At 62.6% G+C, this 26,564-nt stretch carries 25 protein-coding genes and 1 pseudogene; 7 read left to right on the forward strand and 19 right to left on the reverse strand.

Translation table 11 applies throughout. The annotated features are described in order from the left end of the window. Positions 1-181: 181 nt before the first annotated feature. Positions 182-2,821 carry an aminopeptidase N gene (gene pepN, locus NKI88_RS27210; protein WP_352658496.1) on the reverse strand — a complete coding sequence of 880 codons (2,640 nt, stop codon included), beginning with the start codon at positions 2,819-2,821 and terminating at the stop codon, positions 182-184. A 317-nt stretch (positions 2,822-3,138) separates the two neighbouring features. Here pepN and NKI88_RS27215 point away from each other — a divergent pair, with 317 nt between their 5' ends. Continuing rightward, entirely contained in the window at positions 3,139-4,041 is a 903-nt protein-coding gene (locus tag NKI88_RS27215) for a DMT family transporter (protein ID WP_352546229.1), read from the forward strand. Between the two features lie 19 nt (positions 4,042-4,060). Here NKI88_RS27215 and NKI88_RS27220 read toward each other — a convergent pair whose 3' ends face one another. The 3 genes from NKI88_RS27220 to NKI88_RS27230 form a co-directional block, all read right to left on the reverse strand. Continuing rightward, on the reverse strand, positions 4,061-4,873 hold the full coding sequence (locus NKI88_RS27220) for a helix-turn-helix domain-containing protein (RefSeq protein WP_352658498.1): 813 nt from the start codon (positions 4,871-4,873) through the stop codon (positions 4,061-4,063). 229 nt (positions 4,874-5,102) lie between these two features. Further along, a complete protein-coding gene (locus NKI88_RS27225) occupies positions 5,103-5,981 on the reverse strand; it encodes a uracil-DNA glycosylase (protein ID WP_352658500.1) in 879 nt (292 codons plus the stop codon). 141 nt (positions 5,982-6,122) lie between these two features. Next, complete coding sequence (locus tag NKI88_RS27230; protein ID WP_023698594.1) at positions 6,123-6,677, reverse strand: hypothetical protein; 555 nt, start codon at positions 6,675-6,677, stop codon at positions 6,123-6,125. A gap of 302 nt (positions 6,678-6,979) precedes the next feature. On the opposite strand from NKI88_RS27230, the gene NKI88_RS27235 reads away from it, so the two are divergent. Together NKI88_RS27235 and NKI88_RS27240 are read left to right on the forward strand one after the other, a co-directional pair. Beyond that, positions 6,980-8,659: an electron transfer flavoprotein-ubiquinone oxidoreductase gene (locus NKI88_RS27235; protein ID WP_023805715.1), complete on the forward strand. Its 1,680-nt coding sequence runs from the start codon at positions 6,980-6,982 to the stop codon at positions 8,657-8,659. Continuing rightward, entirely contained in the window at positions 8,656-9,402 is a 747-nt protein-coding gene (locus NKI88_RS27240) for a DUF922 domain-containing protein (protein ID WP_348524362.1), read from the forward strand. Before NKI88_RS27235 ends, NKI88_RS27240 begins: the two co-directional genes overlap by 4 nt. 25 nt (positions 9,403-9,427) lie before the next feature. Here NKI88_RS27240 and NKI88_RS27245 read toward each other — a convergent pair whose 3' ends face one another. The 3 genes from NKI88_RS27245 to NKI88_RS27255 form a co-directional block, all read right to left on the reverse strand. Next, complete coding sequence (locus tag NKI88_RS27245; protein WP_155922474.1) at positions 9,428-10,441, reverse strand: endonuclease/exonuclease/phosphatase family protein; 1,014 nt, start codon at positions 10,439-10,441, stop codon at positions 9,428-9,430. Positions 10,442-10,581: 140 nt separating this feature from the next. Continuing rightward, positions 10,582-12,042, reverse strand: a complete 1,461-nt coding sequence (locus NKI88_RS27250) for an AMP nucleosidase (protein WP_023731828.1) — start codon at positions 12,040-12,042, stop codon at positions 10,582-10,584. 277 nt (positions 12,043-12,319) lie between these two features. Then, positions 12,320-12,514, reverse strand: coding sequence for a hypothetical protein (locus tag NKI88_RS27255; RefSeq protein ID WP_023670200.1), 195 nt, complete (start codon positions 12,512-12,514; stop codon positions 12,320-12,322). Positions 12,515-12,565: 51 nt separating this feature from the next. On the opposite strand from NKI88_RS27255, the gene NKI88_RS27260 reads away from it, so the two are divergent. Further along, positions 12,566-12,796 carry a hypothetical protein gene (locus NKI88_RS27260; RefSeq protein ID WP_352658541.1) on the forward strand — a complete coding sequence of 77 codons (231 nt, stop codon included), beginning with the start codon at positions 12,566-12,568 and terminating at the stop codon, positions 12,794-12,796. Between the two features lie 136 nt (positions 12,797-12,932). Here the strand turns inward: NKI88_RS27260 and NKI88_RS27265 are convergent, their stop codons facing one another. After that, on the reverse strand, positions 12,933-13,274 hold the full coding sequence (locus tag NKI88_RS27265; RefSeq protein ID WP_352658503.1) for a DUF2147 domain-containing protein: 342 nt from the start codon (positions 13,272-13,274) through the stop codon (positions 12,933-12,935). 437 nt (positions 13,275-13,711) lie between these two features. On the opposite strand from NKI88_RS27265, the gene NKI88_RS27270 reads away from it, so the two are divergent. Together NKI88_RS27270 and NKI88_RS27275 are read left to right on the forward strand one after the other, a co-directional pair. Beyond that, complete coding sequence (locus tag NKI88_RS27270) at positions 13,712-13,978, forward strand: SEL1-like repeat protein (protein ID WP_006199745.1); 267 nt, start codon at positions 13,712-13,714, stop codon at positions 13,976-13,978. A gap of 386 nt (positions 13,979-14,364) precedes the next feature. Beyond that, positions 14,365-15,486: an ABC transporter substrate-binding protein gene (locus NKI88_RS27275; protein WP_023687260.1), complete on the forward strand. Its 1,122-nt coding sequence runs from the start codon at positions 14,365-14,367 to the stop codon at positions 15,484-15,486. A gap of 49 nt (positions 15,487-15,535) precedes the next feature. Here the strand turns inward: NKI88_RS27275 and NKI88_RS27280 are convergent, their stop codons facing one another. From NKI88_RS27280 to NKI88_RS27325, 10 genes and pseudogenes are all read right to left on the reverse strand, one after another. Then, entirely contained in the window at positions 15,536-17,512 is a 1,977-nt protein-coding gene (locus NKI88_RS27280; RefSeq protein ID WP_352658505.1) for an acetyl/propionyl/methylcrotonyl-CoA carboxylase subunit alpha, read from the reverse strand. 49 nt (positions 17,513-17,561) lie between these two features. Further along, positions 17,562-17,939 (reverse strand): hypothetical protein, encoded by a 378-nt coding sequence (locus tag NKI88_RS27285; protein ID WP_352658507.1) that lies wholly within the window; start codon positions 17,937-17,939, stop codon positions 17,562-17,564. Positions 17,940-17,984: 45 nt separating this feature from the next. Beyond that, positions 17,985-18,359 carry a hypothetical protein gene (locus NKI88_RS27290; RefSeq protein WP_023670207.1) on the reverse strand — a complete coding sequence of 125 codons (375 nt, stop codon included), beginning with the start codon at positions 18,357-18,359 and terminating at the stop codon, positions 17,985-17,987. 120 nt (positions 18,360-18,479) lie between these two features. Beyond that, a pseudogene (locus NKI88_RS27295) lies at positions 18,480-19,008 on the reverse strand (O-acetyl-ADP-ribose deacetylase). 1 nt (position 19,009) lies between these two features. Next, a complete protein-coding gene (locus NKI88_RS27300) occupies positions 19,010-20,617 on the reverse strand; it encodes a carboxyl transferase domain-containing protein (protein ID WP_352658509.1) in 1,608 nt (535 codons plus the stop codon). An 8-nt stretch (positions 20,618-20,625) separates the two neighbouring features. Continuing rightward, positions 20,626-21,450 (reverse strand): DUF1444 family protein, encoded by an 825-nt coding sequence (locus tag NKI88_RS27305; RefSeq protein WP_352658511.1) that lies wholly within the window; start codon positions 21,448-21,450, stop codon positions 20,626-20,628. A 107-nt stretch (positions 21,451-21,557) separates the two neighbouring features. After that, positions 21,558-22,721: an isovaleryl-CoA dehydrogenase gene (locus NKI88_RS27310; RefSeq protein ID WP_352658513.1), complete on the reverse strand. Its 1,164-nt coding sequence runs from the start codon at positions 22,719-22,721 to the stop codon at positions 21,558-21,560. A 66-nt stretch (positions 22,722-22,787) separates the two neighbouring features. Next, positions 22,788-23,444 carry a TetR/AcrR family transcriptional regulator gene (locus NKI88_RS27315; RefSeq protein ID WP_352658515.1) on the reverse strand — a complete coding sequence of 219 codons (657 nt, stop codon included), beginning with the start codon at positions 23,442-23,444 and terminating at the stop codon, positions 22,788-22,790. Between the two features lie 69 nt (positions 23,445-23,513). Beyond that, positions 23,514-23,804: an acylphosphatase gene (locus tag NKI88_RS27320; RefSeq protein ID WP_023731405.1), complete on the reverse strand. Its 291-nt coding sequence runs from the start codon at positions 23,802-23,804 to the stop codon at positions 23,514-23,516. 146 nt (positions 23,805-23,950) lie between these two features. Further along, positions 23,951-25,063, reverse strand: coding sequence for a pyridoxal phosphate-dependent aminotransferase (locus NKI88_RS27325; RefSeq protein WP_352658517.1), 1,113 nt, complete (start codon positions 25,061-25,063; stop codon positions 23,951-23,953). Between NKI88_RS27325 and NKI88_RS27330 the strand changes: the two genes are divergently transcribed. After that, positions 25,062-25,223: a hypothetical protein gene (locus tag NKI88_RS27330; RefSeq protein WP_352658518.1), complete on the forward strand. Its 162-nt coding sequence runs from the start codon at positions 25,062-25,064 to the stop codon at positions 25,221-25,223. The genes NKI88_RS27325 and NKI88_RS27330 overlap by 2 nt on opposite strands. 97 nt (positions 25,224-25,320) lie before the next feature. On the opposite strand, the gene NKI88_RS27335 is transcribed toward NKI88_RS27330, so the two are convergent. After that, positions 25,321-26,493, reverse strand: coding sequence for a porin (locus tag NKI88_RS27335; protein WP_023684506.1), 1,173 nt, complete (start codon positions 26,491-26,493; stop codon positions 25,321-25,323). Between the last annotated feature and the right edge of the window lie 71 nt (positions 26,494-26,564).

The raw sequence follows: 26,564 nt of genomic DNA on the forward strand, positions 1-26,564 counted from the left end.
CCCCTCAAGGGGAGGGATTCCCTTGAGGGGAGGGTGGCCCGAAGGGCCGGGTGGGGTCCTCGGCGAAGCGCTCGACTCTCTCAATCACGGTCGAAGTTGGTCGAGGTCGCGCACTGCCGCAACGACCCCACCCGTCCATCCGCCTTCGGCGGCTGTCCACCGTCCCCTCAAGGGGGAGGGATCAGGCCAGCGTTCGCTCCACAATGTCCCGCAAATCCGCCGACAGGTTCTCGGCACCGGCGATCGCCAGCAGCGCTTCCCTGGCCTTGGCTTGCCTGCCCGGCTCCAGCGAGCGCCACGAGCGCAGCGCTGTCGCCAGCCTGGCCGCCACTTGCGGATTGCGTTTTTCAACCTCGAGTACGGTCTGGGTAAAAAACCGGTAGCCTTCGCCATCGGCGCGGTGGAAGCCGGTCTGGTTGGCGCTGGCGAATGTGCCGACCAGCGAGCGCACCCGGTTCGGATTGGCCATCGAGAAAGCTGCGTGACCAGTCAGCTCGCGTACCGTGTCGACTGTCCGGCGTCCCGGCACGCTGGCCTGGATTTGGAACCATTTGTCCATGACCAGCGGATCGGCGCCATAACGCGCCTCGAAATCGGCCAGCGCCTTGATCGCCTCCGGCGAACCGTCATGGCGGTGCGCAAGGACGGTCAGCGCTGCGGCGCGGTCGGTCATGTTGGTCGCGGTTTCGAAATGCCGGGCGGCGAGCGCAGCACCTTCCGGCGGCAGCGAGAGGTAGTCGAGCAGGATGTTGCGCAGCGCGCGGCGTCCCGCACTTGCCGCGTCGGGGCTGAACGGCCCGTCGCCGGCGAGGCGGCCGTATAGGTCGGTGAACGTTTGCTGATTGGCGCGCGCGATTGCCAGCGCCAACGCCTCGCGAGCGGCAAAGATGGCGTCGGGATCGATGTTCGTGCCGATGTCGCGGGCAATGTCGGCCTCGCCCGGAAGTGACAGCGCCAGCGCCCGGTAGGCAGGTTCCAGGGTCTCGTCGCCGGCGATCTTGCCGGCAAGTCCGGTCAGCCTGGCGGTGAAAGCCGGCTTCGCGCCGCCGAGGATCTGGCGGAAGGCCGCTATCAGCGCATCGGTGAGCAGCGTGTTGAACGCCTGCCAGCGCGCGAAGGCATCGCTGTCATGGCCGGCGAGGAAGAACTGGTCGTCGGCCTTCTGCTCGACCGAAAGTGTGATCGGCGCCGAAAAGCCGCGATTGAGCGACACCGCCGGCCGCTCGGCGACGCCTGAGAAGCGCACCATATGTCGGCGCTTGCGGATATGGATGACACCGTCTTCGACGGTGGCGCCTTCGACGCCGCCATAGGCGACCGGTTCGCCGCCGGCGCCGACCAAGCCGAAGGCGAGCGGAATGTGCATCAGGCGCTTGCGGCTCTCCGACGGTGTCGGCGGCACCGACTGCTCGATCTCGAGGGTAAACTCGCGCGTCGCCGGATTGTGCGTCGAACTGACGGTCAGGTTCGGGGTGCCCGCCTGGTGATACCAGAGCGCGAACTGAGACAGGTCGCGCCCGGAGGCGTCCTCGAACACCTTCAGGAAGTCCTCGATCGTCGCGGCCTCACCGTCATGGCGCTCGAAATAGAGGTCCATGCCGGTGCGGAAAGCCTCGGCCCCGAGGATAGTGCGGATCATGCGCACGACTTCCGAGCCTTTTTCGTAGACCGTCGCCGTGTAGAAATTGTTGATCTCGCGGTAGCGGCGCGGCCGCACCGGATGCGCCAGCGGTCCCTGGTCCTCGGGGAACTGGTGTGCCCTCAGCGTGCGCACTTCGGCGATGCGCTTGACCGCGCGCGAGCGCTGGTCGGCGGAGAATTCATGGTCGCGAAAGACCGTCAGCCCTTCCTTGAGGCAGAGCTGGAACCAGTCGCGGCAGGTGATCCTGTTGCCGGTCCAGTTGTGGAAATACTCATGCGCGATGATCGCCTCTATATTGGCGAAATCGGCATCGGTGGCGGTTTCCCGGTCGGCCAGCACATACTTGTCGTTGAAGATATTGAGGCCCTTGTTCTCCATGGCCCCCATGTTGAAGTCGGAAACGGCGACGATGTTGAAGACGTCGAGGTCGTATTCGCGGCCGAAGGCCTGCTCGTCCCATTGCATCGAGCGCTTCAGCGCATCCATGGCGTAGCCGGCAAGCCCCTCCTTGCCTGGCTCGACATAGATGCCGAGTTCGACCTCGCGCCCGGACATGGTGACGAAACTGTCCGCAACCTTGCCGAGATTGCCGGCCACGAGCGCAAACAGATAGGACGGCTTGGGGAAGGGGTCGTGCCAGACTGCAAAGTGCCAGCCGTCGGCAAGCGCGCCGCTTTCGACCGGATTGCCGTTGGAAAGCAACAGCGGCGCTTCGTCCAGCCTCGCCTCGATACGCACGGTATAGACCGACAGGATGTCGGGGCGGTCGAGGAAATAGGTGATGCGGCGAAAGCCCTCGGCCTCGCATTGCGTGCAATAGACATTGCTGGAGCGGTAGAGGCCCATCAGCGCCTCATTGCTGGCCGGCGCGATCTCGGTCTCGAGCAGCAGCTGGAAACGGGCCGGCGGCCTCAAAATGGTCAGCTGGTCCGGCGTGGCGAGATACTCGGCCGGGGCAAGCTCGCGACCGTCGATGGCAATGCGCTTGAGCACCAGCCCGTCGCCGTCCAGCACCAGCGACGTCGAGGCGGCGGCGCCATCGCGGCGTTCGATCGTCAGCACTGCGGTGACACGCGTTGCGTCTGGCGAAAGGCGGAAGGTGAGGCCGGTTTGCGGGATGGAAAAGTCGTTGGGGCGGTAGTCTTCGAGCTTGAAGACCTGGCCGGTATCGGTTCGCATTCCCTTGGGTTTCCCTGTCGCTATCGGAGCCGCTGACGTGTCCTGGCCCATTACTCTAAAGTTGCGCGCTCTTTACACGAAACGGCCACTCGACAAAACTGCGCCAATGCCTATTTCACGGCGTTCCCCTTCCATCTTCATCGCGAGGCCTTGATGACCGTCGTCACACCGAAATTCGGCATGGGTGCCTCTGTGCTGCGTCCTACGACACATATCTGGGCAACGATTCGGGAAGCGGCGGAGGCGTGACTTTAGGGCCGAGAGACGAGGCGGCAGGGAAACTGTCCGATCATCCAGGGCGTGTGCTGACCGGGATCATGCTCAAGGTGATGTCGGTGGCGGTCTTCGTCGGCATGCAAACCTGCATCAAGGCAGCCGGCACCTTGCCGGCCGGCCAGATCGTCTTCTTTCGCTCCTTCTTCGCCATCTTCCCGATCATTATCTTCCTGGCCTTCAGGAGAAAACTGGGTACGGCGTTTGCCACCAAACGTCCGCTGAACCACATTGCGCGCGGTGTCGTCGGCGTTTGCGCCATGGGGCTCGGCTTCTTCGCGCTGACCCGGCTGCCGCTGCCGGAGGCGATTACGCTGAACTATGCGCAGCCGTTGCTGGTGGTGGTGTTCTCCTCGCTTTTCCTCGGCGAGGCCATCCGCATCTATCGCTGGAGCGCGGTCGCGGTTGGTCTCGTCGGCGTGCTGATCATCTCCTGGCCGGAACTGACGCTGCTCACGTCGGGCGCCGCACTCGGCGACCAGGAGGTGCTGGGCGTCATCGCTGCTCTCTTCTCAGCGGCAATCTCCGCCAATGCCATCCTGCTCGTGCGCAATCTGGTTCAGACCGAACGGACAGCGACCATTGTGTTGTGGTTTTCGGCGACGGCGAGCGTCATGGCGCTGTTTTCGCTGCCTTTCGGCTGGCAGGCGCTGACGCTATTGCAGACCGGCCTTCTGGTCGCCGCAGGCTTCTGCGGCGGGCTGGCGCAGATCCTGATGACGGCAGCCTATCGCCACGCCGAGGCCTCGGTGGTGGCGCCGTTCGAATACACCTCGATGATCCTCGGTGTCGTCGTCGGCTATTTCGCCTTTGGCGATATCGCCACCATCAACACGCTCGTCGGCGGTGTGATCGTCGTTGCCGCCGGCATGTTCATCATCTGGCGCGAGCGCCAACTCGGCCTGGAACGCACCCGAACGCGCAAGGCAGCGCCACCACAGGGGTGAGGAGGTCCGCGGGGTTGGCTCAGTTAGCTTCCGCACGTTCCTTCGCCAGCCGCACCAGCACCGCTCGCGTCTGCTCGTCGGCCGGGAAGAAAGACTCGATCGCCAGTTCCGACAGCGTCACGTCAAGCGGCGTGCCGAAGACGGTGATGGTGCTGATGAAGGACAGCACCTGGTCGCCATGCGCCAGCCGCAGCGGATGGACGATGCCGTTGGGCTCGACCGGCACCGGCCTCGCACCCTTGAGCCCGGACGGATAGGTTCGCAATTCGCGCTCCAGCTCGACCAGGACGGGATCGCCGGCGGCATCGTTCTGGTGTTTCAGCCGCTCCAGCAGATGCGCCCGCCATTCCGCGAGATTGACGATGCGCGGTGCGATGCCGTTCGGGTGCAGGCTGAGGCGCAGCACATTGACCGGCGGCTGGAGCAGCGACGGCTCGGCAACATCGGCCAGAAACGGGCCGATGGCGGCATTGGCGGAAATCAGGTTCCAGTGCCGGTCGACGGCCAGGGCGGGGAACGGCTCATGCCCTTTGAGCACGCTCTCGACCGCGGCAAGCGCCGGCGCCAGCGTCGTATCTGTGAGTGGCCGCTCGCTGAAGCTCGGGGCAAAGCCGGCAGCCAGCAACAGCTGATTACGCTGCCGCAGCGGAATCTCAAGCTGCTCGGCCAGATGCAGCACCATCTCACGCGACGGCGCGGCGCGGCCGCTTTCGACGAAGGAAAGATGCCGCTGCGAAATCTCGGCCTCCATGGCGAGGTCGAGCTGGCTCATGCGCCGCCGTGTGCGCCATTCACGGATCAGGCCGCCGGCGGAGGTTTGGGCTGTTGTCATCGGGCAGGATTAAGGCGGCGGGAGAGGGATTTCAATTACGTCGGAGGTTATAGCGGAGGCCGAGGCGAAATCTTCTCCCCCTTTGAGGGGGAGATGGCCGGCAGGCCAGAAGGGGTTCGACGGGATGCGACCTTCTTACGGAAATGGACGTTGGCGCTCCACGCGCAACGACCCCACAGTCGCCTTCGGCGACATCTCCCCCTCCAAGGGCCCTCAAGGGGGAGATCAGCTAGCCCACCTCCCGCAACTTCGCCTTCACCTCGAGAAAGTCCCGCCAGGCCAGCTTCTTGTGCGCAGGGGTCCGCAAGAGATAGGCCGGATGCAGCGTCGGCATCGCCGGAATGGCGACACCGGAAGCCGTGGTGTGGACGCGCCAATTGCCGCGCAGGCGCAGGATGCCCTCGGTCGTGTTGAGCAAGGTTTTGGCTGATGGGCCGCCGAGATTGACCAGCACCCTCGGATTGACCAGCTCGATCTGCCGCTCGATGAACGGACGGCAGATCTCGGTCTCGTGCGGCGTCGGCGTTCGGTTGCCGGGCGGCCGCCAGGGAATGACGTTGGCGATATAGACCGAGGTGCGATCAAGCCCGATCGCCGCCAGCATGCGGTCGAGCAGTCTGCCGGAGCGGCCGACGAAGGGAAGGCCCTCAATGTCCTCGTCGCGGCCGGGCGCCTCGCCGACCAGCATCACCGACGCTTCCGGATTGCCGTCGGCAAAGACCAGGTTCTTGGCGGTGAATTTGAGGTTGCAGCCGTCGAAGGACGCCATGTGCTGGCGCAGCGCGTCGAGCGTCGAGGCGCTTGCCGCCATTTGCCTGGCAAGAGCCGCCTGCGCCTCGTCTGGCACGGTCGCCATGGCAGGCACGGAGCGGGCCGGCGCGTCCGGCACCCGGCTTGCGTCCAGCCCGGGGCTGGCGGCGGCTTGTTCCGGAAACTTGTTTTCGCGAGGCGGCGCGGCAGGCGCCGTTGTGCGCTCGGGGCGCTTCGGTGCTGCCCCGGCAAACCGGTTCACCGGCGCGTCCTCCAACGCTTCGTCGACACCGGCAGAGGCGTAGAAGGCGAGCAACTCGGCCAGGTCGGATCGGTTGTTGGGGGAGGCGGCAGTCATACCGGGCACATTCGTCCGCCGAGAGACGATTTGCAAGGTTGGGCGGTTAGTAATCTCCCCCTCAAGGAGGGAGATTACGCGCTCGTCGGCTTTCGCCAATCACGAAGGGCATTTCGTGGCGATTTTCACGGCGTCTGCCGCTTACCCCGTCGGTATCCGCGGATCCTGCACCAGATAGAACGTCCAGCGCGGCGTGTAGTCGGTGATCAGAAACTCGAAGCGTCCCCTCTTCAGCGGGTCGATCTGTCCACTCTTGAACAAGAGCCGGTCATAGGGTTCGAAATCGCGGTCGAAATCGGCGTACGCGCTCGACAGGATGTTGTCGGGCGTCTTGTTGCGCTGGTCGAAGGACAGGCCGTCGCCGAACACGCTCGGCTGGTTGAGTATCTCCTGCAGCTCGAACTGGAATTCGACCCAGGCCTGGCCGCTGTTGTTGAGCACCTCGATACGCATGTACAGGATGCCGTTGGCGAATTCGCCGTTGGTGCTGAACGGCTGGATCGGTTTGGTGGTGCGGATGGTGAGCGTCACCGGCGTCGACGAATTCAGCTCCTCGGAGATGACCAACGGATCTTCCTTGGTGCCGGTGCCCGAGGCGCCGGTGATGTGGAAACCGCCAAGCTCGTCGGAAAAGGAATAGGCGCCGGTCGCCCACACCTTCACCGGCTCGGCCTGAGCGCGAACCGGCGTAAGCATTGAAAGGGCGAGAAGGATCGCTCGGCAGGTCCGGCCGGGCGGAAGGGGGAAGCGCGTCAATGAATAGCCGGACGGCGTGCGCATGGAAATAAGTATGGCCGATAAGAGAGCCGTCGAACAATTAAAATATGGGACGCTGAGCGCGGCCGCGCGCAAAACGCTTGCGGCAGAGTTGTCATCCGCGACTTTTTGTCGAAATCGGCATTGTCACGTCAGCGCCGGTTTCCTGTCGCGGATTGATGCGCTATGCAGCGCAGGAGCCAGCAAAATGCCGGAAACGGTTGGCCAGAGCGGAGGGGTTGATGAGCGAGATCGAACGCGAGAGCATGGAATTCGACGTGGTCATCGTCGGGGCCGGCCCGGCGGGCCTTGCCGCAGCGATCCGTCTCAAGCAGGTCAATCCCGAGCTTTCCGTCGTGGTGTTGGAAAAGGGCGGCGAGGTTGGTGCCCACATTCTGTCAGGCGCCGTCGTCGATCCCATAGGCGTCGACCGCCTGTTGCCGGGCTGGCGCGAGGAAGATGGCCACCCCTTCAAGACGCCGGTTACGGCCGACGATTTCCTGGTGCTCGGCCCCGCCGGCTCGTTCCGTCTGCCCAATATCCTGATGCCGCCGCTGATGAACAATCACGGCAACTACATCGTCTCGCTCGGCAATGTCTGCCGCTGGCTGGCAACCAAGGCTGAAGCGCTAGGCGTCGAAATCTATCCGGGCTTTGCTGCCGCCAGCCTCGTCTACAACGATGCCGGCGCGGTCACGGGCGTCGTCACCGGCGACATGGGCGTCGAAAAAGACGGCACACATGGCCCGGGCTTTGCGCCGGGCATGGCGCTGATGGGCAAATACGTGCTGATCGGCGAGGGCGCGCGCGGTTCGCTGTCCAAGCAGCTGATCGCAAAATACAAACTGTCCGACGGCCGTGAGCCCGGCAAGTACGGCATCGGCCTCAAGGAGCTGTGGCAGGTCAAGCCCGAGAACCACCGGCCGGGCCTGGTGCAGCACTCCTTCGGCTGGCCGCTCGACCTGAAGACAGGCGGCGGCTCCTTCCTCTACCACCTCGAGGATAACCAGGTCGCGGTCGGCTTCGTCCTGCATCTCAACTACAAGAACCCCTGGCTGTCGCCCTTCGAGGAATTCCAGCGCTTCAAGACGCATCCGGCGATATCGCGCACCTTCGAGGGCGCCAAGCGCATCGGCTACGGCGCGCGCGCCATTACCGAAGGCGGCTGGCAGTCGGTGCCGAAACTCTCCTTCCCCGGCGGCGTGCTGATGGGGTGTGCGGCGGGCTTCGTCAACGTGCCGCGCATCAAGGGTTCGCACAATGCGGTGCTGTCCGGCATGCTGGCGGCCGAGCATGTCGCGCAAGCGATCGGCTCCGGCCGCGCCAATGACGAACTGTCGTCTTATGAGGACGCCTGGCGCGCGACCGATATCGGCAAGGATTTGAAGAAGGTCCGCAACGTCAAGCCGCTCTGGTCGCGCTTCGGCACCATTATCGGCGTCGGCCTCGGTGGTCTCGACATGTGGCTGAACACGCTGTTCGGCTTCTCGCCCTTCGGCACGCTGAAACATGGCAAGGCCGATTATGCCACGCTTGAGCCCGCGGCCAAGCACAAGAAGATCGCCTATCCCAAAGCGGACGGCGTGCTGACCTTCGACCGCCTGTCCTCGGTGTTCCTGTCCAACACCAATCACGAGGAAAACGAGCCGGTGCATCTCATCGTCGGCGACATGGAGTTGCAGAAGCGTTCCGAGCATGATGTCTTTGCCGGGCCTTCGACCCGCTATTGCCCGGCCGGTGTTTACGAATGGGTCGACAAGGACGGCAACGCCGCCGCCGATCCGTCTGCCAAGGATGTGCGCTTCGTCATCAACGCGCAGAACTGCGTGCACTGCAAGACCTGCGACATCAAGGATCCCAACCAGAACATCAACTGGGTGCCGCCACAAGGCGGCGAAGGCCCGGTCTATCAGAGCATGTGAGCCTCACCGACCGGGGCCGTCTCAACCAGCAAAAATGGCGGCGATGGCCGGGTTTACCAAGGCATGTAAGGCGCTCGGCGCCAAAGATTGTTGAAACCGTCGTCTGCTTGTGGTCTCATTGCCGCGTCCATGGGGAAAATGGCATGCGCGTGTTGGTCTTGTTTTGCGTCGCCGTCATAAGCGCGGCCTGCGGCGTCGTCGGGACGGCGTCGGCGGGGGTGAAAACCGTCGTCAAGACGCGAACCTATGACATCACCGGCATGACAGGTGCCGGTCTGGTTATCGCCATGAACCGCAGGGGCCCCAAGCACGGTTTCATGACCCACGCCATCGCGCAGACAAGCTACACCGCCGACTGGAGCCTGGACGTGGGTCAGGTCAACGGCGTCTGCCGCCTGCGCCAGGCCAATGGAACGCTCAACATCGCCTACACCTACCCGCGCGTCGCCTCGGCCGTCACGCCGGCGCTACGCAAACGCTGGAACCGGTTTTTCACAGGCGTTCTCGCTCATGAAGGAACCCATGGCCGTATCGCCGGGCAGATGATGCAGGCTGCCGAGCGGTCGGTTCGCGGCCTGAAATTTGCCAACGATCCACAATGCAACAAAACGCGCGTCGAAGCCACGCGGCGCTTGCAAGCCACTTCCAAGCTCTATGAGGCAAAACAGATCGCCTTCGACGCGCGCGAGCACAGTGAAGGCGGCCATGTCGAGCGCATCATCGAGGCCTTGGTAGGCTTGTGAAACCGTAAGCCCCGTGGCGTACGATCTAGCCGCCCATGCTGGGCTGGATCAGCGACACAGTCGCGGTAGAATCCTCGTCGACCGGCTTGGTCTCGTCGCGCATCAATGAAAATTCCACCATCACCGGCAGATGGTCGGAGCCGGTCTCTTCCATCTGCGTCGACGACAGGATGGTCACCCCGCCCTTCGAAAACACCTGGTCGATCGGCAGGCCCGCATAGCGCCGCAGGAAATCGGGCAGGGTCCGGTGGATCCAGGTCGGTCCGGCCGACGGCATCACGGTCAGTCCGCCGAGCGAGGCAACGCGCCGTACCGCGGCGCTCCACGGCACGGCGTTGCAGTCGCCGGCCATGATCGCCGTCTCGCCGAGCGAGGTGAGCGTCTCGGTCAACTCGCCGATCTGCCAGTATTGTTCCTTCGGCCACGGCCAGCTCAAATGGATCGCCGCGACATCGACCGGAGTGCCGCCGAAATCGACGGTGGCGGCCGCCATCGCGCCGCGCGGTTCGCAATGCGGCTCGGTGCCGGCCGCAAAAGGTCGCCGGGACAAAAGCGCCACGCCCCACACGCCGTCGGGATGGGCGCACAGGATGCGATAGGGATAGGCGTTCTGGATATAGCCGAGTTCGGTCGCCCACATGGCCGATACTTCATCGAGCGTGATCACGTCTGGGTTGGTCCTGGCGATCAGCGAAAGAACCTTCTTGGGTGTCGGATTGTTGAAACGCAGGTTCATCTGCAGCAGCCGGTAAACCGGTTCGTTGCCGGGCGCGGCGTCATTGGCGGCCTGCACCGGCCACAGGCGCGGCAAGGTGCTCAACGTGCTGGCGAAGGCGGCCACGGCCAGCAGCAGGCCCACGCCCGCCTGCAGGCGAAACGAGGTGGCGAGCAGCGGCAGCGCAATCAGCCCCATCAGCACGGCAAAATGGATGCGGAAATGGGCGAAGGAATCGAAGGCCGGATGCAGTGCGCCAAAGAACCCGGCTACAAGCGCGGCCGAGAGGCCGAGCATTGCCAGGAACGCCATTGAAGCCATCATCTTTCGCACGCGTGCCATCAGACCGGGTTTTGCCCATAGACCGGGTAATACATTGCCGAGGTATCAGGCCTTTATCGGCTGAAATGCGGCCCAATCAAGATGACGAAACGCCTCGCGGCAAACATTTACGGCAAGCCGGTCTACTGAAAGGCCGTCTCCGAAAAGCTTCTCAGCTTGCGCGAATGCAACCGTTCCATCGGCATTTCCGCCAGCTTCTCCATCGCCTTGATGCCGATGGTCAGATGCTGCGCCACTTGCCGCTTGTAGAATTCGGTCGCCATGCCGGGCAGCTTCAACTCGCCATGCAGCGGCTTGTCGGAGACGCAAAGCAGCGTGCCGTAGGGCACGCGGAAGCGGAAGCCATTGGCGGCGATCGTGGCCGATTCCATATCGAGCGCGATGGCGCGCGACTGCGACAGCCGCTGCACCGGTCCGCGCTGGTCGCGCAGTTCCCAGTTGCGGTTGTCGATGGTGGCGACGGTGCCGGTGCGCATGATGCGCTTGAGATCGTAGCCGGAAAGTCCGGTGACTTCGGCGACCGCCTCCTGCAGCGCCACCTGGATCTCGGCCAGCGGCGGTATCGGCACCCACACCGGCAGGTCATCGTCCAGCACATGGTCTTCCCGGACATAGGCATGCGCCAGCACATAGTCGCCCAGCGCCTGAGTGTTGCGCAGGCCGGCGCAATGGCCGAGCATCAGCCATGCATGTGGCCGCAGCACCGCGACATGGTCGGTGATCGTCTTGGCGTTGGACGGGCCGACGCCGATGTTGACCATGGTGATGCCGCCATGGTTCGGCTTCTTCAGATGATAGGCTGGCATCTGAGGCAGGCGCGGCGCCGCCACGCCTTCGCTGGGTGCGTTTTGCCCTGCCTTGGTGATGACATTGCCCGGTTCGACGAATTCGGTATAGCCGTGGCCGCCTTCAGCCATCTGGGCCCGCGCGCGGGCGACGAACTCGTCGATGTAGAACTGGTAGTTGGTGAACAGCACGAAGTTCTGGAAATGCTGCGGGCTGGTCGCCGTGTAGTGCGTCATGCGGTGCAGCGAATAGTCGATGCGCTGCGCCGTGAACGGCGCCAGCGGCCTTGGTTCGCCGAACGCGACCTCGAAGGTGCCGTTGGCGATCTGGTCGTCGGTGCCGTCAAGATCCGGCACGTCGAACAGGTCGCGGATCGGCCGTTTGATGCGGTCGGCGGCGGCGCCATCGACATGGGTTCCTTCAAGGAACGCGAAATGCAGCGGGATCGGCGTGGTCGATTCCGAAACCGTTACCGGCACGCCGTGATTGCGCATGATCAGGCGAAGCTGCTCTACGAGATAGCGTTCGAACAGCACCGGCTGGGTGATGGTGGTCGAGAAATGCCCGGGGGTCGGCATGTGGCCGTAAGCCTGGCGCGAGTCGATCTGGGTGAACGAATTGGTGGTGACGCCGATCTCCGGGTAGAAGGCGCGGTAGCGCTTGCTTTCGTCGCCGCCGGCGGCAAGCGTGGCAAAGGAGTCGCGCAGAAACTTGGTGTTGCGGTCGTAGAGCACCTGCAAGGCGGCCACGGCCTTTTTGGCGTCGTCGAAGCTCTGCTTGCCGAAAGGCTCCGGCATGACGACCGATTCGATAGCTTGTGGGTAGATTCGCTTTTCCATGGCTCAATATAGAGACTTGAGGCCGCACTTGGGAGGGGAGGGTGGCCGCCAAGTGGTCGATTTATTCGTCCACGCCCAAGGTGTGCTGAGATTCAGGTAACGCTGAGCCGGAGTCGAGGACGGGCGCGAAGCGACCAAACTGGCTGGCTTCGAGAACCGGAGCGGAGCGTACTCGAAGCATGTGAGCACCAAGGCCGCCACTTGCAGGCCGGCATCACCTTAATACCGGCACACCTTACCCGCGCTGCAGACTGACCAGCAAGACAAAGCCGACGCCATGCTTCTTCGTCGCCGGCGCGTCGATCGTCGTGTCGGCATTGGCCCGCATCATTGGCATGGCCAGGACCGGCGCCGACAGCACGACCAGGACGAGCGCCGCCCGCGGCAGGAGCCGAAGGGTCTGGAGGGCGTTGATGGCGATGCGGTTCATGGCTTTTGCTTTTCTGTTTGGATCTATGTCTTTGTCGTCTCAGGGGCGAAAATGGTTCATGCAATCGAATTGGCAGGAACCGGCTGCATCCCAGGAACGGGCCGGGCGGCCGGCTTCGGCCACGAGGATGGCGAAGAGCATCCCGAACAGGCTCATCAACAGGCAGACGATGGTGAAGCGGCGAGCGAGCATTTGCGTAGTGTCTCCTTGAACACGCCATCAAAATGCCCTGATGCGACTGAACCGGCGCTGATGCCGGCGTTCATCTGCGGTTCAAAGTGATTGACGATGTCTTAGAGAGAGCATCGGTTCGGGTTTGCGCCGCCGCAAACGGCACGGTCGTCGCTATGGCGCGGACCGTCCGGCAAAAGAAAACGGGGCCTGTGAAGGCCCCGTTGGTCAACTCAAAGCAGCAAGATCAGAGCTTGTGCCAGGTCTGGCTCTTGCAGATCAGCCCGCCGAGCACGCAGCCGCTCATTTTGAGCGAGGTGCCCGACAGTGTTGCCTTGCCCGAATAGGTCTTGTCGTTTGCCGGATCGGTGATGTTGCCGGCATATTTGTTGGCCCCGGCCGCCTTGAGCGAACCGATGGTCTTCCCGGCATATTTGCCGGTCTTCAGGGTGATGGAGAATGAACCGCTGCCGCCGATAACTGCTGTGTCGCCGGCTTGTGTCTTCCAATTGCCTTCGAGCGGATCGGCCCAAGCCGCACCAGCCATCATCACGGCGGCCGCCAGGGCCAAGCTCACTTTGCGAAACATATCTGTCCTCCCTGGTTTAGATGGGGCAGCCGCCTCTCTGCCCCTTACGCAAACGTAAGCTAATCCAGCTCCCGGCAAAACAAAAGCGTGCCGCGACGGAGGGTTTCGCAATTTTCATGCGGGGTCGGGAGAGCGCAGCCCGTGAAAATGAAACGATCGAGGCGTTGGCTTTGGTTTGCGTGGTTAGCAGAGTGTTGATCGGCCCCTTGCAAATTTTCGTCAAATCGATCGAAAAACGGCGGGATTGCTGACTTTGCATCCTTAACGAATTTCCGCGTTTACCTCTTGTTTTAGCTTTGTTTTCTCCAAATTAAGCACGCCATTTAACGACTGATTCAAGGCTCGGCCTCATTCTCGGAAGCATCGAAAGAGCGGCTCCCCAGGGAACACCGGGGGACAGAAGAGGCCCGCTCTCGGGAGCCAGACAGGGGACTAAAATGGCACGTTTTGAAATGCTTGAAGCCGGCTTCGGCGCCATGGGGGCAACTGCCCAGGCCGACATTCTTTTCGAACTGGGCATGATGTATGCGACCGGCCGCGATTGCGAGACCGATGTCGTTGCCGCCCACAAATGGTTCAACATAGCCGCCATCAAGGGCTCGGTCCGCGCCGCGGAACTGCGCTCGGAACTGTCGGCCGCAATGTCCAAGGTCGAGATCGCCAAGGCGCTGCGCGAAGCCCGCGAATGGATGACGATGCACTGAGATCGCGAGCAGATTATCGCAGGCAGATTATCGAAAACAGGGAAGCCCCGGGATCAAGACCGCAAAGACGGTCGGAACCGGTGAAACGACAAGGCCGCGACAAGACGGCCGACCATGAAAGAACAAGAACGCGGCAGGCCGGCACGGTCCAGTCGTGCACAATGGGGACGGCGGGCAGGTTTTCGTGGCGCGGGGGCGCATGGGGACTGCTACGAGCAAAAAGCCACGACCGGCCGGAACAGGCTGGCGTGGCTTTTTGCGTTGATGAGGCCCAATCGAGCGGTGCCGATGCGCCTAGACAGGCCGTATGAAGGATGAAATTGTCCCGCCTTCGGAAAGAAGCGCGGCCAGAGCGGCTGCGCGAGTGTGGGAGGAGTTCTATCACCATGAAAAAAACGGGTATTTTGAGCGCGGCCGTATTTGGCCTGATGATGAGCGCGCCGGTTGCCTTTGCCGATGACATCACCATTTCGGTGGTCGGCCCGATGACCGGACAGCTCGCCACGATCGGCGATCAGTTCAAGCAGGGCGCAACGGCAGCCGCCGATGCGATCAACGCCGCCGGCGGTGTCAACGGCTCGATGATCAAGCTCGACATCGAGGACGACCAGTGCGATCCCAAGCAGGCGGTTTCGGTGGCCAACCGGATCGTTGCCAACAGCGTCAAGTTTATTGACGGCCATGCCTGTTCAGGTTCGAGCATCCCGGCTTCCGCCGTCTACGCCGAGGCCGGCGCGCTGATGATGAGCCCGGCCTCTTCAAATCCCGAGCTGACCGATGCCGCCGCCAAGGCCGGCTGGCCGACGATCATGCGTCTCTATACGCGTGACGACGCGCAGGGCGCCTTCATTGGCCCTTGGATCGCCAAGAAATATGCCGGCAAGAATGTCGTTATCCTGCATGACAAGAGCGCCTACGGTCAGGGCGTTGCCGATGCCGTGAAGGCGACGATGAATGCCGGTGGCCTCAAGGAGATCGACTATGAAGGCATCAATGCCGGCGAGAAGGATTATTCGGCTCTCGTCACCAAGCTGAAGGACCTCAAGGCCGACGTTGTCTATTTCGGCGGCTATCACCCGGAAGCCGGGCTTATCCTGCGTCAGTCGGCCGAGCAGAGCGTCAAGTTCCAGCTGATCATGCCGGACTCGATCGCCTCGCCGGAATTCTGGCAGGTCGCCGGCCCCGCCGGTGAAGGCACCCTGTTCGTCTTCCCGTCGGACCCGCAGGCCAAGCCGGAAGCCAAGGAGGCCATCGCCAAGATCAAGGCGGGCGGCTTCGTGCCGGAAGGCTTTACGCTGTTCTCCTACGCCGTCGTTCAGGCGTTTGCAGAGGGCGTCAAGCGCGCCGGAACGGACGATCCGGTCAAGGTAGCCGAAGCGCTGAAGAACGGCACGCCGTTCAGCACCGTGGTCGGCGACGTGACCTTCGACGAGAAGGGCGATCTGAAGAACGCCAGCTACGACATCAACCAGTGGCACGACGGCAAATACGCACCGATCGCGCAGTAAGCGGCCGCGTACTCATGGAATGGCCGGGCTTGTCCCGGCCATTTTTCATTCAAGCCTCCAGCCGGCTATGCACCTCTTCAACGAAGCGCACCAGCACCGTTCCGTCGGTTACCTGCGCGCCCTCGGTGGCGATCTCGGCGATCACGCCGTCATGGCTGGCCGCGATCGTGTGCTCCATCTTCATCGCTTCCAGGATCAGTAGCGGCTGGCCCTTGATCACCCTTTCGCCCTTTGCCGCGCGCACCAGCTTGACCACGCCCGGCATCGGCGCGCGCAGGCTGCCCGAAGCGGCGGCCGCCTCGTCGGTTCGCACCAGCGGATCCGGGACGAGGAAACTGTAGCCGACCGCGCCTTCGAACACGGTGACGTGGCCTGGCCAGCGGGCAAGGCGAGGGGCGGCGCGAAGATCATGCGAATTGACGCTATCATAGGGCGCGTCCAGCGCCACCTCGAAGCGCCCGTCCGGCCGCACTGAAACACGCGCCAGTATATCGTCCTCGCCATGGCGCAGGCGCGTGCGGCGCGCAACGCTGTGGAAATGCGCATAGCCGGCAAGCGACGACCACGGATCGTTCGACGGCGGCAAGGCACCGGCGCCCGCCGCGGCAAGGGCCGCCGCGGCAACGATCTCGCTGCTCGGCAGGGCGACCGCGGTCAGCGCTTCCTGATGCCTGCCGATCAGGCCGGTATCGACATCACCGGCCGAAAAATCGGCGTCCGCGGCAAGTGCCGCGAGAAACGCGGTGTTGACGGTCGAGCCGGCAATCTCGGTCTGCGACAACGCAGTGCCGAGCGCATCGAGTGCCGCCTGCCTGTCCTTGGCGTGGACGACCAGCTTGGCGATCATCGGATCGTAGAAGGGCGAGATCGCATCGCCGGCCCGCACGCCGGTCTCGATGCGCATGCTGGCGCCTTCGGGCGCGTTGTCGGGAAACGCCAGGTGATGCAGCGTGCCGGTCGCCGGCAGAAACCCTTTCGCCGCGTCCTCGGCATAGATGCGCGCCTCGAAGGCGTGGCCGGAAAGCGTGATTTCGCTCTGCGTCTTCGGCAGCTTTTCGCCGGCGGCTACCCGCAACTGCCACTCGACCAGGTCGGTGCCGGTGACCATTTCGGTGACGGGATGCTCGACCTGCAGGCGGGTGTTCATTTCCATGAACCAGAAGCGGTCGGCCTTCAGCCCTTGCGAGGCATCGACGATGAATTCGATGGTGCCGGCGCCGGAATAGCTGATCGCCTTGGCGGCCTTGACCGCCGCTTCCGTCATCGCCTCGCGCAGCGCCGGCGTCATGCCGGGCGCCGGCGCTTCCTCGATCACCTTCTGGTGGCGGCGCTGCGCCGAGCAGTCGCGCTCGTAGAGATGCACGGCATTGCCAAAATTGTCGCCGAATACCTGGACCTCGATGTGGCGCGGCTTGTCGACATATTTTTCGACCAGCACGCGGTCGTCGCCGAACGCGGCCTTGGCCTCGCGCCGTGCGCCCGACAGCGCCTCGGAGAAATCGTCGGGATGTTCGACCCGGCGCATGCCCTTGCCGCCGCCGCCGGCGCGCGCCTTGATCAGCACGGGATAGCCGATCTCACGCGCCTTGGACGCCAGCAGCACGATCTCCTGCGCCTCGCCATGATAGCCCGGCACCACCGGCACGCCGGCCTTTTCCATCAGCCGCTTGGCCGCATCCTTCAGCCCCATGGCGCGGATCGAGGCGGCCGACGGGCCGATGAATGTGAGCCCCGCCGCCACCACCAGGTCGACGAAATCGGGGTTTTCCGAGAGGAAGCCGTAGCCGGGGTGAATTGCTTCGGCGCCGGTCGCCAGCGCCGCCGCAACAATCCTGTCGCCGCGCAGATAGCTTTCGCCGACCGGCGAGGAACCGATACTCACTGCCTCGTCGGCCATTTTGACGTGCAGGGCCTTGGCGTCCGCGTCGGAATAGACGGCAACGGTGCGCACTCCCATCTTCCTGGCCGTGCGTATCACCCGGCAGGCGATCTCGCCGCGATTGGCGATCAGGATCTTGGCGAACATGGAGCCTCCAGAGTTTGTCTCGGGCGGCGCCGGTCTGGCAGGAATGAGCCTATTTCGAAGCCGCGATTTTGCAGCCGCTGCTCGCGGTCTGAACCTTCCACTTTTTCAGGCCAACCTGACAGCTTCGCAAAGCCAACTCTTCCGCGGCCTTCTGAGATGGCGCGTTCAGCCGCGCACCGCAGATGATGTAAAGATCGTCGACGCGCGAGTAGAATGTGGTCGCGTAGGCCGAGTGGCCACTCGCCGCGACATAGGCGTTGTACGACTTCGTGCAGGGCTCCTTTGGATTCAGTGACAACGGAGGCCAGAATCGGGTGTCTCCCTTGCTGCCCGCCAGCGATCCAGCCGCCCCGATACCGGGTGCCGTAAATACGAGCAGGCCGGCAAGCATCGATACAGTAATTCGTTTGATGCGTTTCGATTTCATCTTGCGCCGCCCATTTGAAAAATGCCCAAGCCGATGCTTGTCGGCCTACTTCGATGCCGCAACTTCGCAGCCCGCCCCTGTAATGACCTTGTAATGGCTGCGGGCGGACTCGCAGGATTTCATCGCCCGTTCTTCGGCAGCCTTCTGTGACGGTGCATTCAAGCCCGAGCCGCAGATGATGTACAACGAACGGATCCGGGCATAGGGCGTGGTCGCATAGGCCGAATGGCCGCCGGCGGCCACATAGGCGTTGTAAGCCATGGTGCACTGGTCTTTCGGGCTTTTCGGCAAATACGGATAGAAATGGATGTCGCCTTTGCTTCCCGCCAGCGATGCCGCGGCGCCAACGCCGGGTACCGCAAATATAAGCAAGACTGCAAGTACCGACGCAGTCGTTTTTCCCGAATATTTCGGCCTCATCTTTACCCCATCCCCGTTGCCCAATGCGGGATGAACAATAGCGTCTATTCTCCAGTGCCGCCAGCCTGCTCACCGAAAATTGCTTTTGCGTAGGTGGATGAACCATCTTATCCATGCAGACTAGCATCCTCCAATGGCAGCAACGGCTTGTCGGTATAGTTGAGCTGTTGGCTCGTCGAAGCAGCAGAAAATAACTGTTTCGGGCGTTGAGTTCTGTCCGACGAAGGTACCTGCGATGCCAACGGCAATCTGCGTCGCCTCATTTTTCGGATAACGGTAGATGCCGGTCGAGATCGCCGGAAATGCCACGGTCCGGCAATCCCTGGCGGCGGCGATTTGGAGTGACCTGATATAGCAGGATACGACCAGTCCGGCTTCGCCTTTGCCGCCGCCTTGCCAGACAGGTCCGACCGTGTGGATGATGTAACGTGCCGGCAGGTGATAGCCCTTCGTAAGCTTTGCCTCGCCGACTTGCAGCCGTTCAGCATCCGGCATTCGAATTCGAGCTCCGGGCCGGCGGCGCGGTGAATGGCGCCGTCGACGCCGCCGCCGCCCAGCAGCGAGGAATTGGCGGCATTGACGATGGCATCGACCGCAAGCCTGGTGATGTCGCGGTGTGGACATGTATCCGTTTCGCCGACTTGCTCATCTCACATCCTGAACACGCCGAACTTCGTTTCCTCGATTCCGGCGTTGAGCGCGGCCGACAGGCTGAGCGCCAGCACCTCGCGCGTTTTCGCCGGGTCGATGATGCCGTCGTCCCACAGCCGCGCCGAGGAGTAGAGCGGGTGGCCCTCATGCTCGTATTTCATCAGGATCGGCTTCTTGAATTTCGCTTCCTCGTCCGCGCTCCACTCACCGCCCTTGCGCTCGATGCCCTCGCGCTTGACCACCGCCAGCACGGTCGCCGCCTGTTCGCCGCCCATCACCGAAATGCGCGCATTCGGCCACATCCACAGGAACCGCGGCGAGTAGGCGCGTCCGCACATGCCGTAATTGCCGGCGCCGAACGAGCCGCCGATGATCATGGTCACCTTCGGCACGCGAGCGGTGGCGACCGCCATCACCAGCTTGGCGCCGTCCTTGGCGATGCCGCCGGCCTCGTATTTTCGCCCGACCATGAAGCCGGTGATGTTCTGCAGGAAGATCAGCGGGATCTTGCGCTGGCAGCACAGTTCGATGAAATGCGCGCCCTTCACAGCACTTTCGGAAAACAGCACGCCATTGTTGGCGATGATGCCGACCGGCATGCCCTGAAGATGGGCAAAGCCGGTGACCAGCGTGGTGCCGTAATTCTGCTTGAACTCGTCGAACTCGGAGCCGTCGACGACGCGCGCGATCACCTCGCGCACATCATAGGGCTGGCGCAGATCCGTCGGCACGATGCCGTAGAGTTCCTGCGCGTCATGAAGCGGCGGCATGGGTTCCTGTAAGGTCAGGCTTACAGTCTTGCGCCGGTTGAGATTCTTGACGATGCGCCGGCAGATGGCCAGCGCATGTTCGTCGTCCAGCGCATAGTGGTCGGCGACACCGGACAGCCTGGTGTGCACGTCGGCGCCGCCAAGCTCCTCGGCGCTGACATCTTCACCCGTAGCCGCCTTCACCAGAGGCGGGCCGCCGAGAAAAATGGTCGCCTGGTTGCGCACCATGATCGTCTCGTCCGACATTGCCGGCACATAGGCGCCGCCCGCAGTACATGAGCCCATGACGCAGGCGATCTGCGGAATGCCGGCCGCCGACATGTTGGCCTGGTTGTAGAAGATGCGGCCGAAATGCTCGCGATCGGGAAACACCTCGTCCTGATTAGGCAGGTTGGCGCCGCCGCTGTCGACCAGATAGACGCAAGGCAGATTGTTTTGCAGCGCGATCTCCTGTGCGCGCAAATGCTTCTTCACCGTGAGCGGATAATAGGTGCCGCCCTTCACCGTGGCGTCGTTGACCACGACCATCACCTCGGTGCCTTCGACACGGCCGACGCCGGCGATGAGGCCGGCCGAGGAAATCTCCTCGCCATACATGGACCATGCCGCGAACTGGCCGAACTCGAGGAAAGGCGAGCCGGTGTCGAGCAACTGCGCCAGCCGCTCGCGCGGCAACAGCTTGCCGCGCGAAACATGACGCTCGCGCGCCTCCTCCGAGCCACCGCGCTCGACGGTTGCCGCCTTGTCCGCAATGTCGGCAACCAGCGCCCGCATGCGCTCGGCATTGGCGCGGAAGGTCTCGGAGGAGGGCGAGATCTGGGTCTGGAGTACGGCCATTTCGAGCTCTACATCTGGGCTAGGAGTTTGCCGTTGCGGCGTTCGAAAATTTTATCGGATAGCAGATTGAAGCCATCCTCGAACGTGACGTCGATCATCTGTCTGGCCGCGCTTTGGGCCTGCGGATTGCTCGCATCGAAGATGAACAATTGATCCCGGCGCGGCAGCGCAAATAAAACATCGCCGGGAAACTGTGCTTTGATCGACAGCCAGAACTCGTCGAGCAGCACAAGGCTCGTGGAGAGCATCGTATTGCCGTCGACGTAATAGAGATAAAATGTGCCAATCTGGCCGTCGGAGACAATTTTCGGCAGCCATTTCTTCACATTGCCTAGTGCGACATCGCGCAAATCCGAAAGCGCCCGGCCGGGGAAGTCCTTCGGAGCAACAGGTGAGACTGAATCGGGAAGGTCGGCCATGTATACGACCGCAATTTCACCAACCAGCGGTTCGCACAATAAATCCAAACCCATCGATTTGAGGTGCTCGACATACTGCTGGGTCCGTATCACCGCGATCAGACTTTCTTCACTCGCCCTAGGTCGTATTTCGGCGAGGCCTCGGACAAGCCTGCGTATGGCCGCATCGGCGTCTTCGTCGGGGTATGAGTTCAAGTGCCCGAACACGTTTGTGACGTCTGCCGTCACTTCTGCGCCATCGAGTTTTGCACCGATTTTTGCAGGATCCGATGGGTCTGCGACAGCGCTATCGACACCCGGCTGCCGTTTGAATTCGGCAATTACGAGCTCTCTGAATTCCGCCATATTAGAAAAGCGACGCTTCTGAGCCTTCGCGCGCCCGAGAAAGCCAGCGATTGTGGAAAACAAAGCCATCGCAAATATCCCCCGCCTTGTGACTGGATGCCCCGATGAGGTAACCATCTATCGCCCTACTTGTCTCTCGATACCCGCAAAACTACAGCCTGCCATCTTGGCAGGCACTAAACCCCTTCCGCCATGATCTCGCGCCCGATCAGCCAGCGGCGGATTTCGCTGGTGCCGGCGCCGATCTCGTAGAGCTTGGCGTCGCGCAACAGCCGGCCGGTCGGATACTCGTTGGTATACCCGTTGCCGCCAAGCAGCTGGATGGCGTCGAGCGCCATCAGCGTCGCCTTTTCCGCGGCAAACAGCACGCAGCCGGCGGCATCCTTGCGTGTCGTCTGGCCGCGATCGCAGGAAGCCGCGACAGCATAAACGTAAGCGCGCGCGGCATTCATCGTCGAATACATGTCGGCGAGCTTGCCCTGTACCAGCTGGAACTCCCCGATCGGCTGGCCGAACTGCTTGCGCTCATGCACATAGGGGAAGGCGACATCGAGGCTCGCCGCCATCAGCCCGAGCGGGCCGCCGGCGAGCACGGTGCGCTCGTAGTCGAGGCCCGACATCAGCACCTCAACGCCGCGGCCTTCCTCATGCAGCACATTGTCGTAGGGAACCTCGACATTGTCGAACACCAGTTCGCCGGTGTTGGAGCCGCGCATGCCGAGCTTGTCGAGCTTTGGCGATGCCGAGAAGCCGGCCATCGTCTTTTCGACGATGAAGGCGGTGATGCCGTGCGATTTCCGCTCCGGATCGGTCTTGGCGTAGACCACCAGCGTTTCGGCGTCGGGGCCGTTGGTGATCCACATTTTCGAGCCGTTGAGCACATAGCGGTCTTTGCGCTTTTCGGCGCGCAGCTTGAGCGAGACGACGTCGGAGCCGGCGCCCCATTCCGACATGGCCAGCGCACCTGCCCTTTCGCCCGAGCACAATGCCGGCAGGAATTTCTCCTTCTGCGCCGGCGTCGCCCAGCGGTTGATCTGGTTAACGCAGAGGTTCGAATGGGCGCCGTAGGAGAGACCAACCGAGCCCGAGGCGCGCGAAATCTCTTCCACCGCAATGACGTGGGCAAGATAGCCCATGCCGCTGCCGCCGAAATCGGGATCGGCGGTGATGCCGAGAAGGCCGAGCGCGCCGAGCTCTTTCCACAGATGCGTGGGGAATTGATTGCTGCGGTCGATCTCGGCAGCGATCGGCGCTATTTTCTCCTGGGCAAAGCGGCGCACCAGATCGCGCAGCGCCTCGATGTCCTCGTCATGCCCGAAGCTGAGTGTGTTCGTGTACATGCCGTTCCCTCCTGCCGCATGACCCCGAAAATCGACTTCGATTTTCGGAAAGGATCATGCGCGAAATCAAATTGATACAGCGTCCTTTGCGCGTCCGAAGGGACGCGCGGCGCTGTAAGTCTTGCCGTCGATCTTCGCGCCAACCAGGCGCATTGTCATTGAAAGATATGTCGCCGTGACTTCAGCCATCGACAGCCGCTCGCCCGGCCGGAACCAGACGATGACGCCGGTCATCATCTGGATCAGGGCCATGGCAGTGAGCCCGGTGTCATCGACACTGAAGGCGCCGGCCTCCGCGCCGTCGCGCAGGATGGCGCGCAACTCCTTCTCATAGGCGGTGCGCATGCGAAGGATCTGCGTCAGCCGGTCATGTGACAGGCTGCGCAATTCCATGTTCGAGACATGGGTGGAGTGGCGGCGCTCGATGTGGAAAGCGATGTGGTTTTCGACATAGGCGGCAAGCCGCGTTGCCGGATCGGCGGCATCGGGGCGTGCGGCGTCCCACGCTTCGATCAGCCCTTCCATATGTTCGCGCATAAGCGTGAACAGCAGGTCTTCCTTGGTCGGAAAATAGCGGTAGAGCGCGGCGGCCTGGACTCCGACCTCGGCGGCAAGCTGCCGCATCGACATCGCCTCGTAGCCGAAGCGGGCGATCAGGCTGACCGCTGCCTCGCGGACGGCCGCTTCAGTCTTTTCGCCATCGGATCCCGTTGTGCGTGCCATGATCGTCTCCCGATATTTACTAATAAAACGAACGTTCAATTAATTCAAGCGGCAATAAAGTGGTTCCGTCTAGGCAATAATCCGAAAGTCGATGGGCGCGTCGAGGAGTTCGAATTCTTCGATCTCGACCTTCGAAACCGAAGCTCCCCTTGGCCCTTGCCGGAGCCGTTCGATCATTGTGGAAACCGCAGCATCGGCACCGGCAATCGAGGCCGTCACCGTGCCGTCTCGTTCATTGCGTACCCAACCTACGAGGCCAAGCCCTATCGCTTCGCGTCGCGCCCACATCCGGTAGCCGACGCCTTGCACCTTACCATGCACGCGCGCCTGCACCGCCTTTTGCCGGTCGTTATCTCCCATGCTCAAGAACTGGCGCGGGATTGGACGAAAGCAACAGCCTTGAACGGTTGGATTGTTGCTGGATCGACGGAAGCCGGGGACCCGGCTGATTCTGTTTTGGCTTTTGGCGGCGTTGGCAGGCCGTGTCGCGACGGCAATCGGCCGGGCTAATTTCCCCGCTCAGCGGCGAGCGCGCCGGGCAGTTCCTCGGCAAGGATGTCGAGCTCATGATCGAGGCCGACGCTGACCCTTATGCAACGGTCGAGCCCTGGCGCCATCGGCTTGCGGATGAACACGTCGCGCGACAAAAGATTTTGCAGCACTTTCAGCGCGAAGGCGCCGTCCTTGCCGCAATCGATGGTGACGAAATTGGTCGCCGATGGCAGCGGCTTCAGCCCGTTCGTCTCGGCAATCTCGGCTATACGTGTGCGGCCGGCAGCGACGCGCGCCACCACGCTGTGCAGCCAGTCCTGGTCGGCCAGCGCCTCGACGCCGGCGATCTGCGCCATACGACTGACGCCGTAATGGTTGCGGATCTTCTCGAAGTCACGGATCACCTCGGCTTCGGCCACCGCATAGCCGCAGCGTATGCCGGCCAGCCCGTATGCCTTGGAGAAGGTGCGCATGCGGATGACGTTGGGCCGCGCGACATCGATCGGCGGCAGCGCCGAGGCCGGCCCCAATTCGCCATAGGCCTCGTCGAGCACCAGCATGGTGGTTTCCGGCAAGGCTTCGATAAAGCCGATGATCTCGCTCGCTTCCCACCAGCTGCCCATCGGATTGTCCGGGTTGGAGAGATAGACCAGCGGCGCCTTTTCTCGGGTGACCGCCGCCAGCAGGCCGTCAAGACTTTCCTTGTCGTTTTCGTAAGGCACCGTGACCAGCCGGCCGCCGACGCCGGCAATGTGGAAATTGAACGTCGGATAGGCGCCGAGCGAGGTGACCACCGCGTCGCCAGGCGCGACATACATGCGCGCCACCAGGCTAAGCAGCCCGTCTATGCCTTCGCCGACCACGACGTTCTCGGCGCGGACGCCGAGATGGCGGGCCGCAGCCTGCTTCAGCTCGTAATTGTCGGGATCGCAATACATCCACTGGTCACACGCGACGCTCTCCATGCGCTCGATAACGCGCGGCGAAGGCCCGAAACTGCTCTCATTGGCGCCGATGCGGGCGCGAAACGCACGCCCACGCTCGCGCTCCTGCGCTTCCGGGCCGACAAACGGCACCGTCGAGGGAAGCGCACCGACAAGCGGCGTGAGGGCAGGGCGCTGGCGCATGGCAAAGGCTCACGAGAAGATGGGCCTTCTTGCTAGCGTGCCCGATAGGACGGCGCAAGTTCTGGCGCGGCTGGAAATAGTGGCCATCACGCCCGTGATGAAATCGACGCGGGTGGCCACGCTCTACGACCTGACCGCCGGTAGGCGGCAACCCTTTTGAAGGCCAGCACTGCAGCCAATGACTATGGCGACGGGCGCTTCAAAAAGAAAACCCGGCGGTTGCCCGCCGGGTTCGATTTTCAGCCAGGCTGAGCGTCTTAGAACGAGCGCTGGAAGCGGAGGAGACCGCCGATGCTGCTCTTCTTGTCGGCGTTGGTGAAGTTGGAGAAATTGGCGTCGTCGAACTTGCCTGCATTGAGGTAGTCGACTTCGGCCGTGACCGTGAAGCCGGGAACAACGTCGTAGGCGATGTTGGCGGCAACACCGAGATTCTTCCATTCGTCATACGAGACCTGGGCATTGAACGAGGTCTTCTCGTTGATGGTGTAGGTGCCGCCACCCCAGAATGCCCAGTTGCCGCCCCACTGCTTGTAGAAGCCGCGGCCGCCAGCGTCGATCGCATAGCTCGAGTCCGTCAAATTGTCGTCGGTGCCGTAGCCGCCCATGATGAACAGCGACAGGTTCTGCATCGGGGTGATGTCCAACCGAACCTTGCCGGCGACTTCTTCATAGTTGCTGTCATAAGCGACGACGCCGGTGATGGCGCCCCAGCCCTGCGTGTACTTCACGCCGCCGACGACATGCGGAACGTAGCTGTCGATGGTGTCGAAGCCCGAGCCTTCTTCGAGAGAGACGACGGCCGAGAAGCCGTTGCCCGCATCGAAGTAGTACTGGACGACGTTGGTGTCGAAGTCGCCGTAGGGAACGAGCGTATCCTGAAGGACGTTGCCGGCGTAGCCGATGAACGTGTCGAAGGCCGATTCGTCTTTACCGACGCGCAGACCACCGAGCTGGATCCAGGCGAAGTTCAGCGAAACGTTCTTGTTGCCGGCAGGGTTGGAGTTGAACTCGTCTGCTTCGGTCGTCGGATCGTCTGCCGACGGATAGCCGTTACGATTGCCGAAGTTGAAGCGGGTCTCGGTGTAGGTCTTCAAGGTGCCGAGTTCGGTTTCCTGGCCGGTCCAGGTCTTCAGCGTGAAGCGGGCGTTCTTGTAGAAGGTATCCTGCTCGTCGCCATCCTTATGGTCGAAGGACCTCGCACCGTCGAACGAGCCGACGTCGCCGGCACCGATGTCGTAACGGACATAGCCGCCAATGCGCAGGCAGGTTTCTGTGCCGGGAATGTAGAAGTAGCCGGCGCCGTAGACGTCGCAGATCTTGACGTATTCAGCCGGTTCCGGCTCGGCGACGACGACGGCGTCGGCGGCGCGCGCACCGGAAACTGCGATCAAGGCCGCAGCGGAGCCGAGGAGAAGGCTCTTAATGTTCATTTTCTGACCTCCAGTCAGAATCGAACAAGACAGTGAAGCCGGCGACAGGCGTTTTCGCTGTAATCAATTGT

Source organism: Mesorhizobium sp. M0317 (assembly GCF_040321555.1).
Lineage (GTDB): Bacteria > Pseudomonadota > Alphaproteobacteria > Rhizobiales > Rhizobiaceae > Mesorhizobium.

Excerpts from the sequence above, each read along its gene's own strand:
- NKI88_RS27280 (WP_352658505.1), bottom strand. The coding sequence starts at position 17,512 with ATGTTCGCCAAGATCCTGATCGCCAATCGCGGCGAGATCGCCTGCCGG.
- NKI88_RS27245 (WP_155922474.1), bottom strand. The coding sequence starts at position 10,441 with ATGATGGCTTCAATGGCGTTCCTGGCAATGCTCGGCCTCTCGGCCGCG.
- NKI88_RS27260 (WP_352658541.1), top strand. The coding sequence starts at position 12,566 with ATGGTTCATGCAATCGAATTGGCAGGAACCGGCTGCATCCCAGGAACG.
- NKI88_RS27220 (WP_352658498.1), bottom strand. The coding sequence starts at position 4,873 with ATGACAACAGCCCAAACCTCCGCCGGCGGCCTGATCCGTGAATGGCGC.
- NKI88_RS27320 (WP_023731405.1), bottom strand. The coding sequence starts at position 23,804 with ATGGGAGATAACGACCGGCAAAAGGCGGTGCAGGCGCGCGTGCATGGT.
- NKI88_RS27305 (WP_352658511.1), bottom strand. The coding sequence starts at position 21,450 with ATGGCTTTGTTTTCCACAATCGCTGGCTTTCTCGGGCGCGCGAAGGCT.
- NKI88_RS27335 (WP_023684506.1), bottom strand. The coding sequence starts at position 26,493 with ATGAACATTAAGAGCCTTCTCCTCGGCTCCGCTGCGGCCTTGATCGCA.
- NKI88_RS27330 (WP_352658518.1), top strand. The coding sequence starts at position 25,062 with ATGGCAAAGGCTCACGAGAAGATGGGCCTTCTTGCTAGCGTGCCCGAT.
- NKI88_RS27235 (WP_023805715.1), top strand. The coding sequence starts at position 6,980 with ATGAGCGAGATCGAACGCGAGAGCATGGAATTCGACGTGGTCATCGTC.
- NKI88_RS27230 (WP_023698594.1), bottom strand. The coding sequence starts at position 6,677 with ATGCTTACGCCGGTTCGCGCTCAGGCCGAGCCGGTGAAGGTGTGGGCG.
- NKI88_RS27290 (WP_023670207.1), bottom strand. The coding sequence starts at position 18,359 with ATGAGGCCGAAATATTCGGGAAAAACGACTGCGTCGGTACTTGCAGTC.
- NKI88_RS27285 (WP_352658507.1), bottom strand. The coding sequence starts at position 17,939 with ATGAAATCGAAACGCATCAAACGAATTACTGTATCGATGCTTGCCGGC.
- NKI88_RS27325 (WP_352658517.1), bottom strand. The coding sequence starts at position 25,063 with ATGCGCCAGCGCCCTGCCCTCACGCCGCTTGTCGGTGCGCTTCCCTCG.
- NKI88_RS27275 (WP_023687260.1), top strand. The coding sequence starts at position 14,365 with ATGAAAAAAACGGGTATTTTGAGCGCGGCCGTATTTGGCCTGATGATG.
- pepN (WP_352658496.1), bottom strand. The coding sequence starts at position 2,821 with ATGCGAACCGATACCGGCCAGGTCTTCAAGCTCGAAGACTACCGCCCC.
- NKI88_RS27225 (WP_352658500.1), bottom strand. The coding sequence starts at position 5,981 with ATGACTGCCGCCTCCCCCAACAACCGATCCGACCTGGCCGAGTTGCTC.
- NKI88_RS27310 (WP_352658513.1), bottom strand. The coding sequence starts at position 22,721 with ATGTACACGAACACACTCAGCTTCGGGCATGACGAGGACATCGAGGCG.
- NKI88_RS27270 (WP_006199745.1), top strand. The coding sequence starts at position 13,712 with ATGGCACGTTTTGAAATGCTTGAAGCCGGCTTCGGCGCCATGGGGGCA.
- NKI88_RS27300 (WP_352658509.1), bottom strand. The coding sequence starts at position 20,617 with ATGGCCGTACTCCAGACCCAGATCTCGCCCTCCTCCGAGACCTTCCGC.
- NKI88_RS27255 (WP_023670200.1), bottom strand. The coding sequence starts at position 12,514 with ATGAACCGCATCGCCATCAACGCCCTCCAGACCCTTCGGCTCCTGCCG.
- NKI88_RS27250 (WP_023731828.1), bottom strand. The coding sequence starts at position 12,042 with ATGCCGGAGCCTTTCGGCAAGCAGAGCTTCGACGACGCCAAAAAGGCC.
- NKI88_RS27265 (WP_352658503.1), bottom strand. The coding sequence starts at position 13,274 with ATGTTTCGCAAAGTGAGCTTGGCCCTGGCGGCCGCCGTGATGATGGCT.
- NKI88_RS27215 (WP_352546229.1), top strand. The coding sequence starts at position 3,139 with ATGCTCAAGGTGATGTCGGTGGCGGTCTTCGTCGGCATGCAAACCTGC.
- NKI88_RS27315 (WP_352658515.1), bottom strand. The coding sequence starts at position 23,444 with ATGGCACGCACAACGGGATCCGATGGCGAAAAGACTGAAGCGGCCGTC.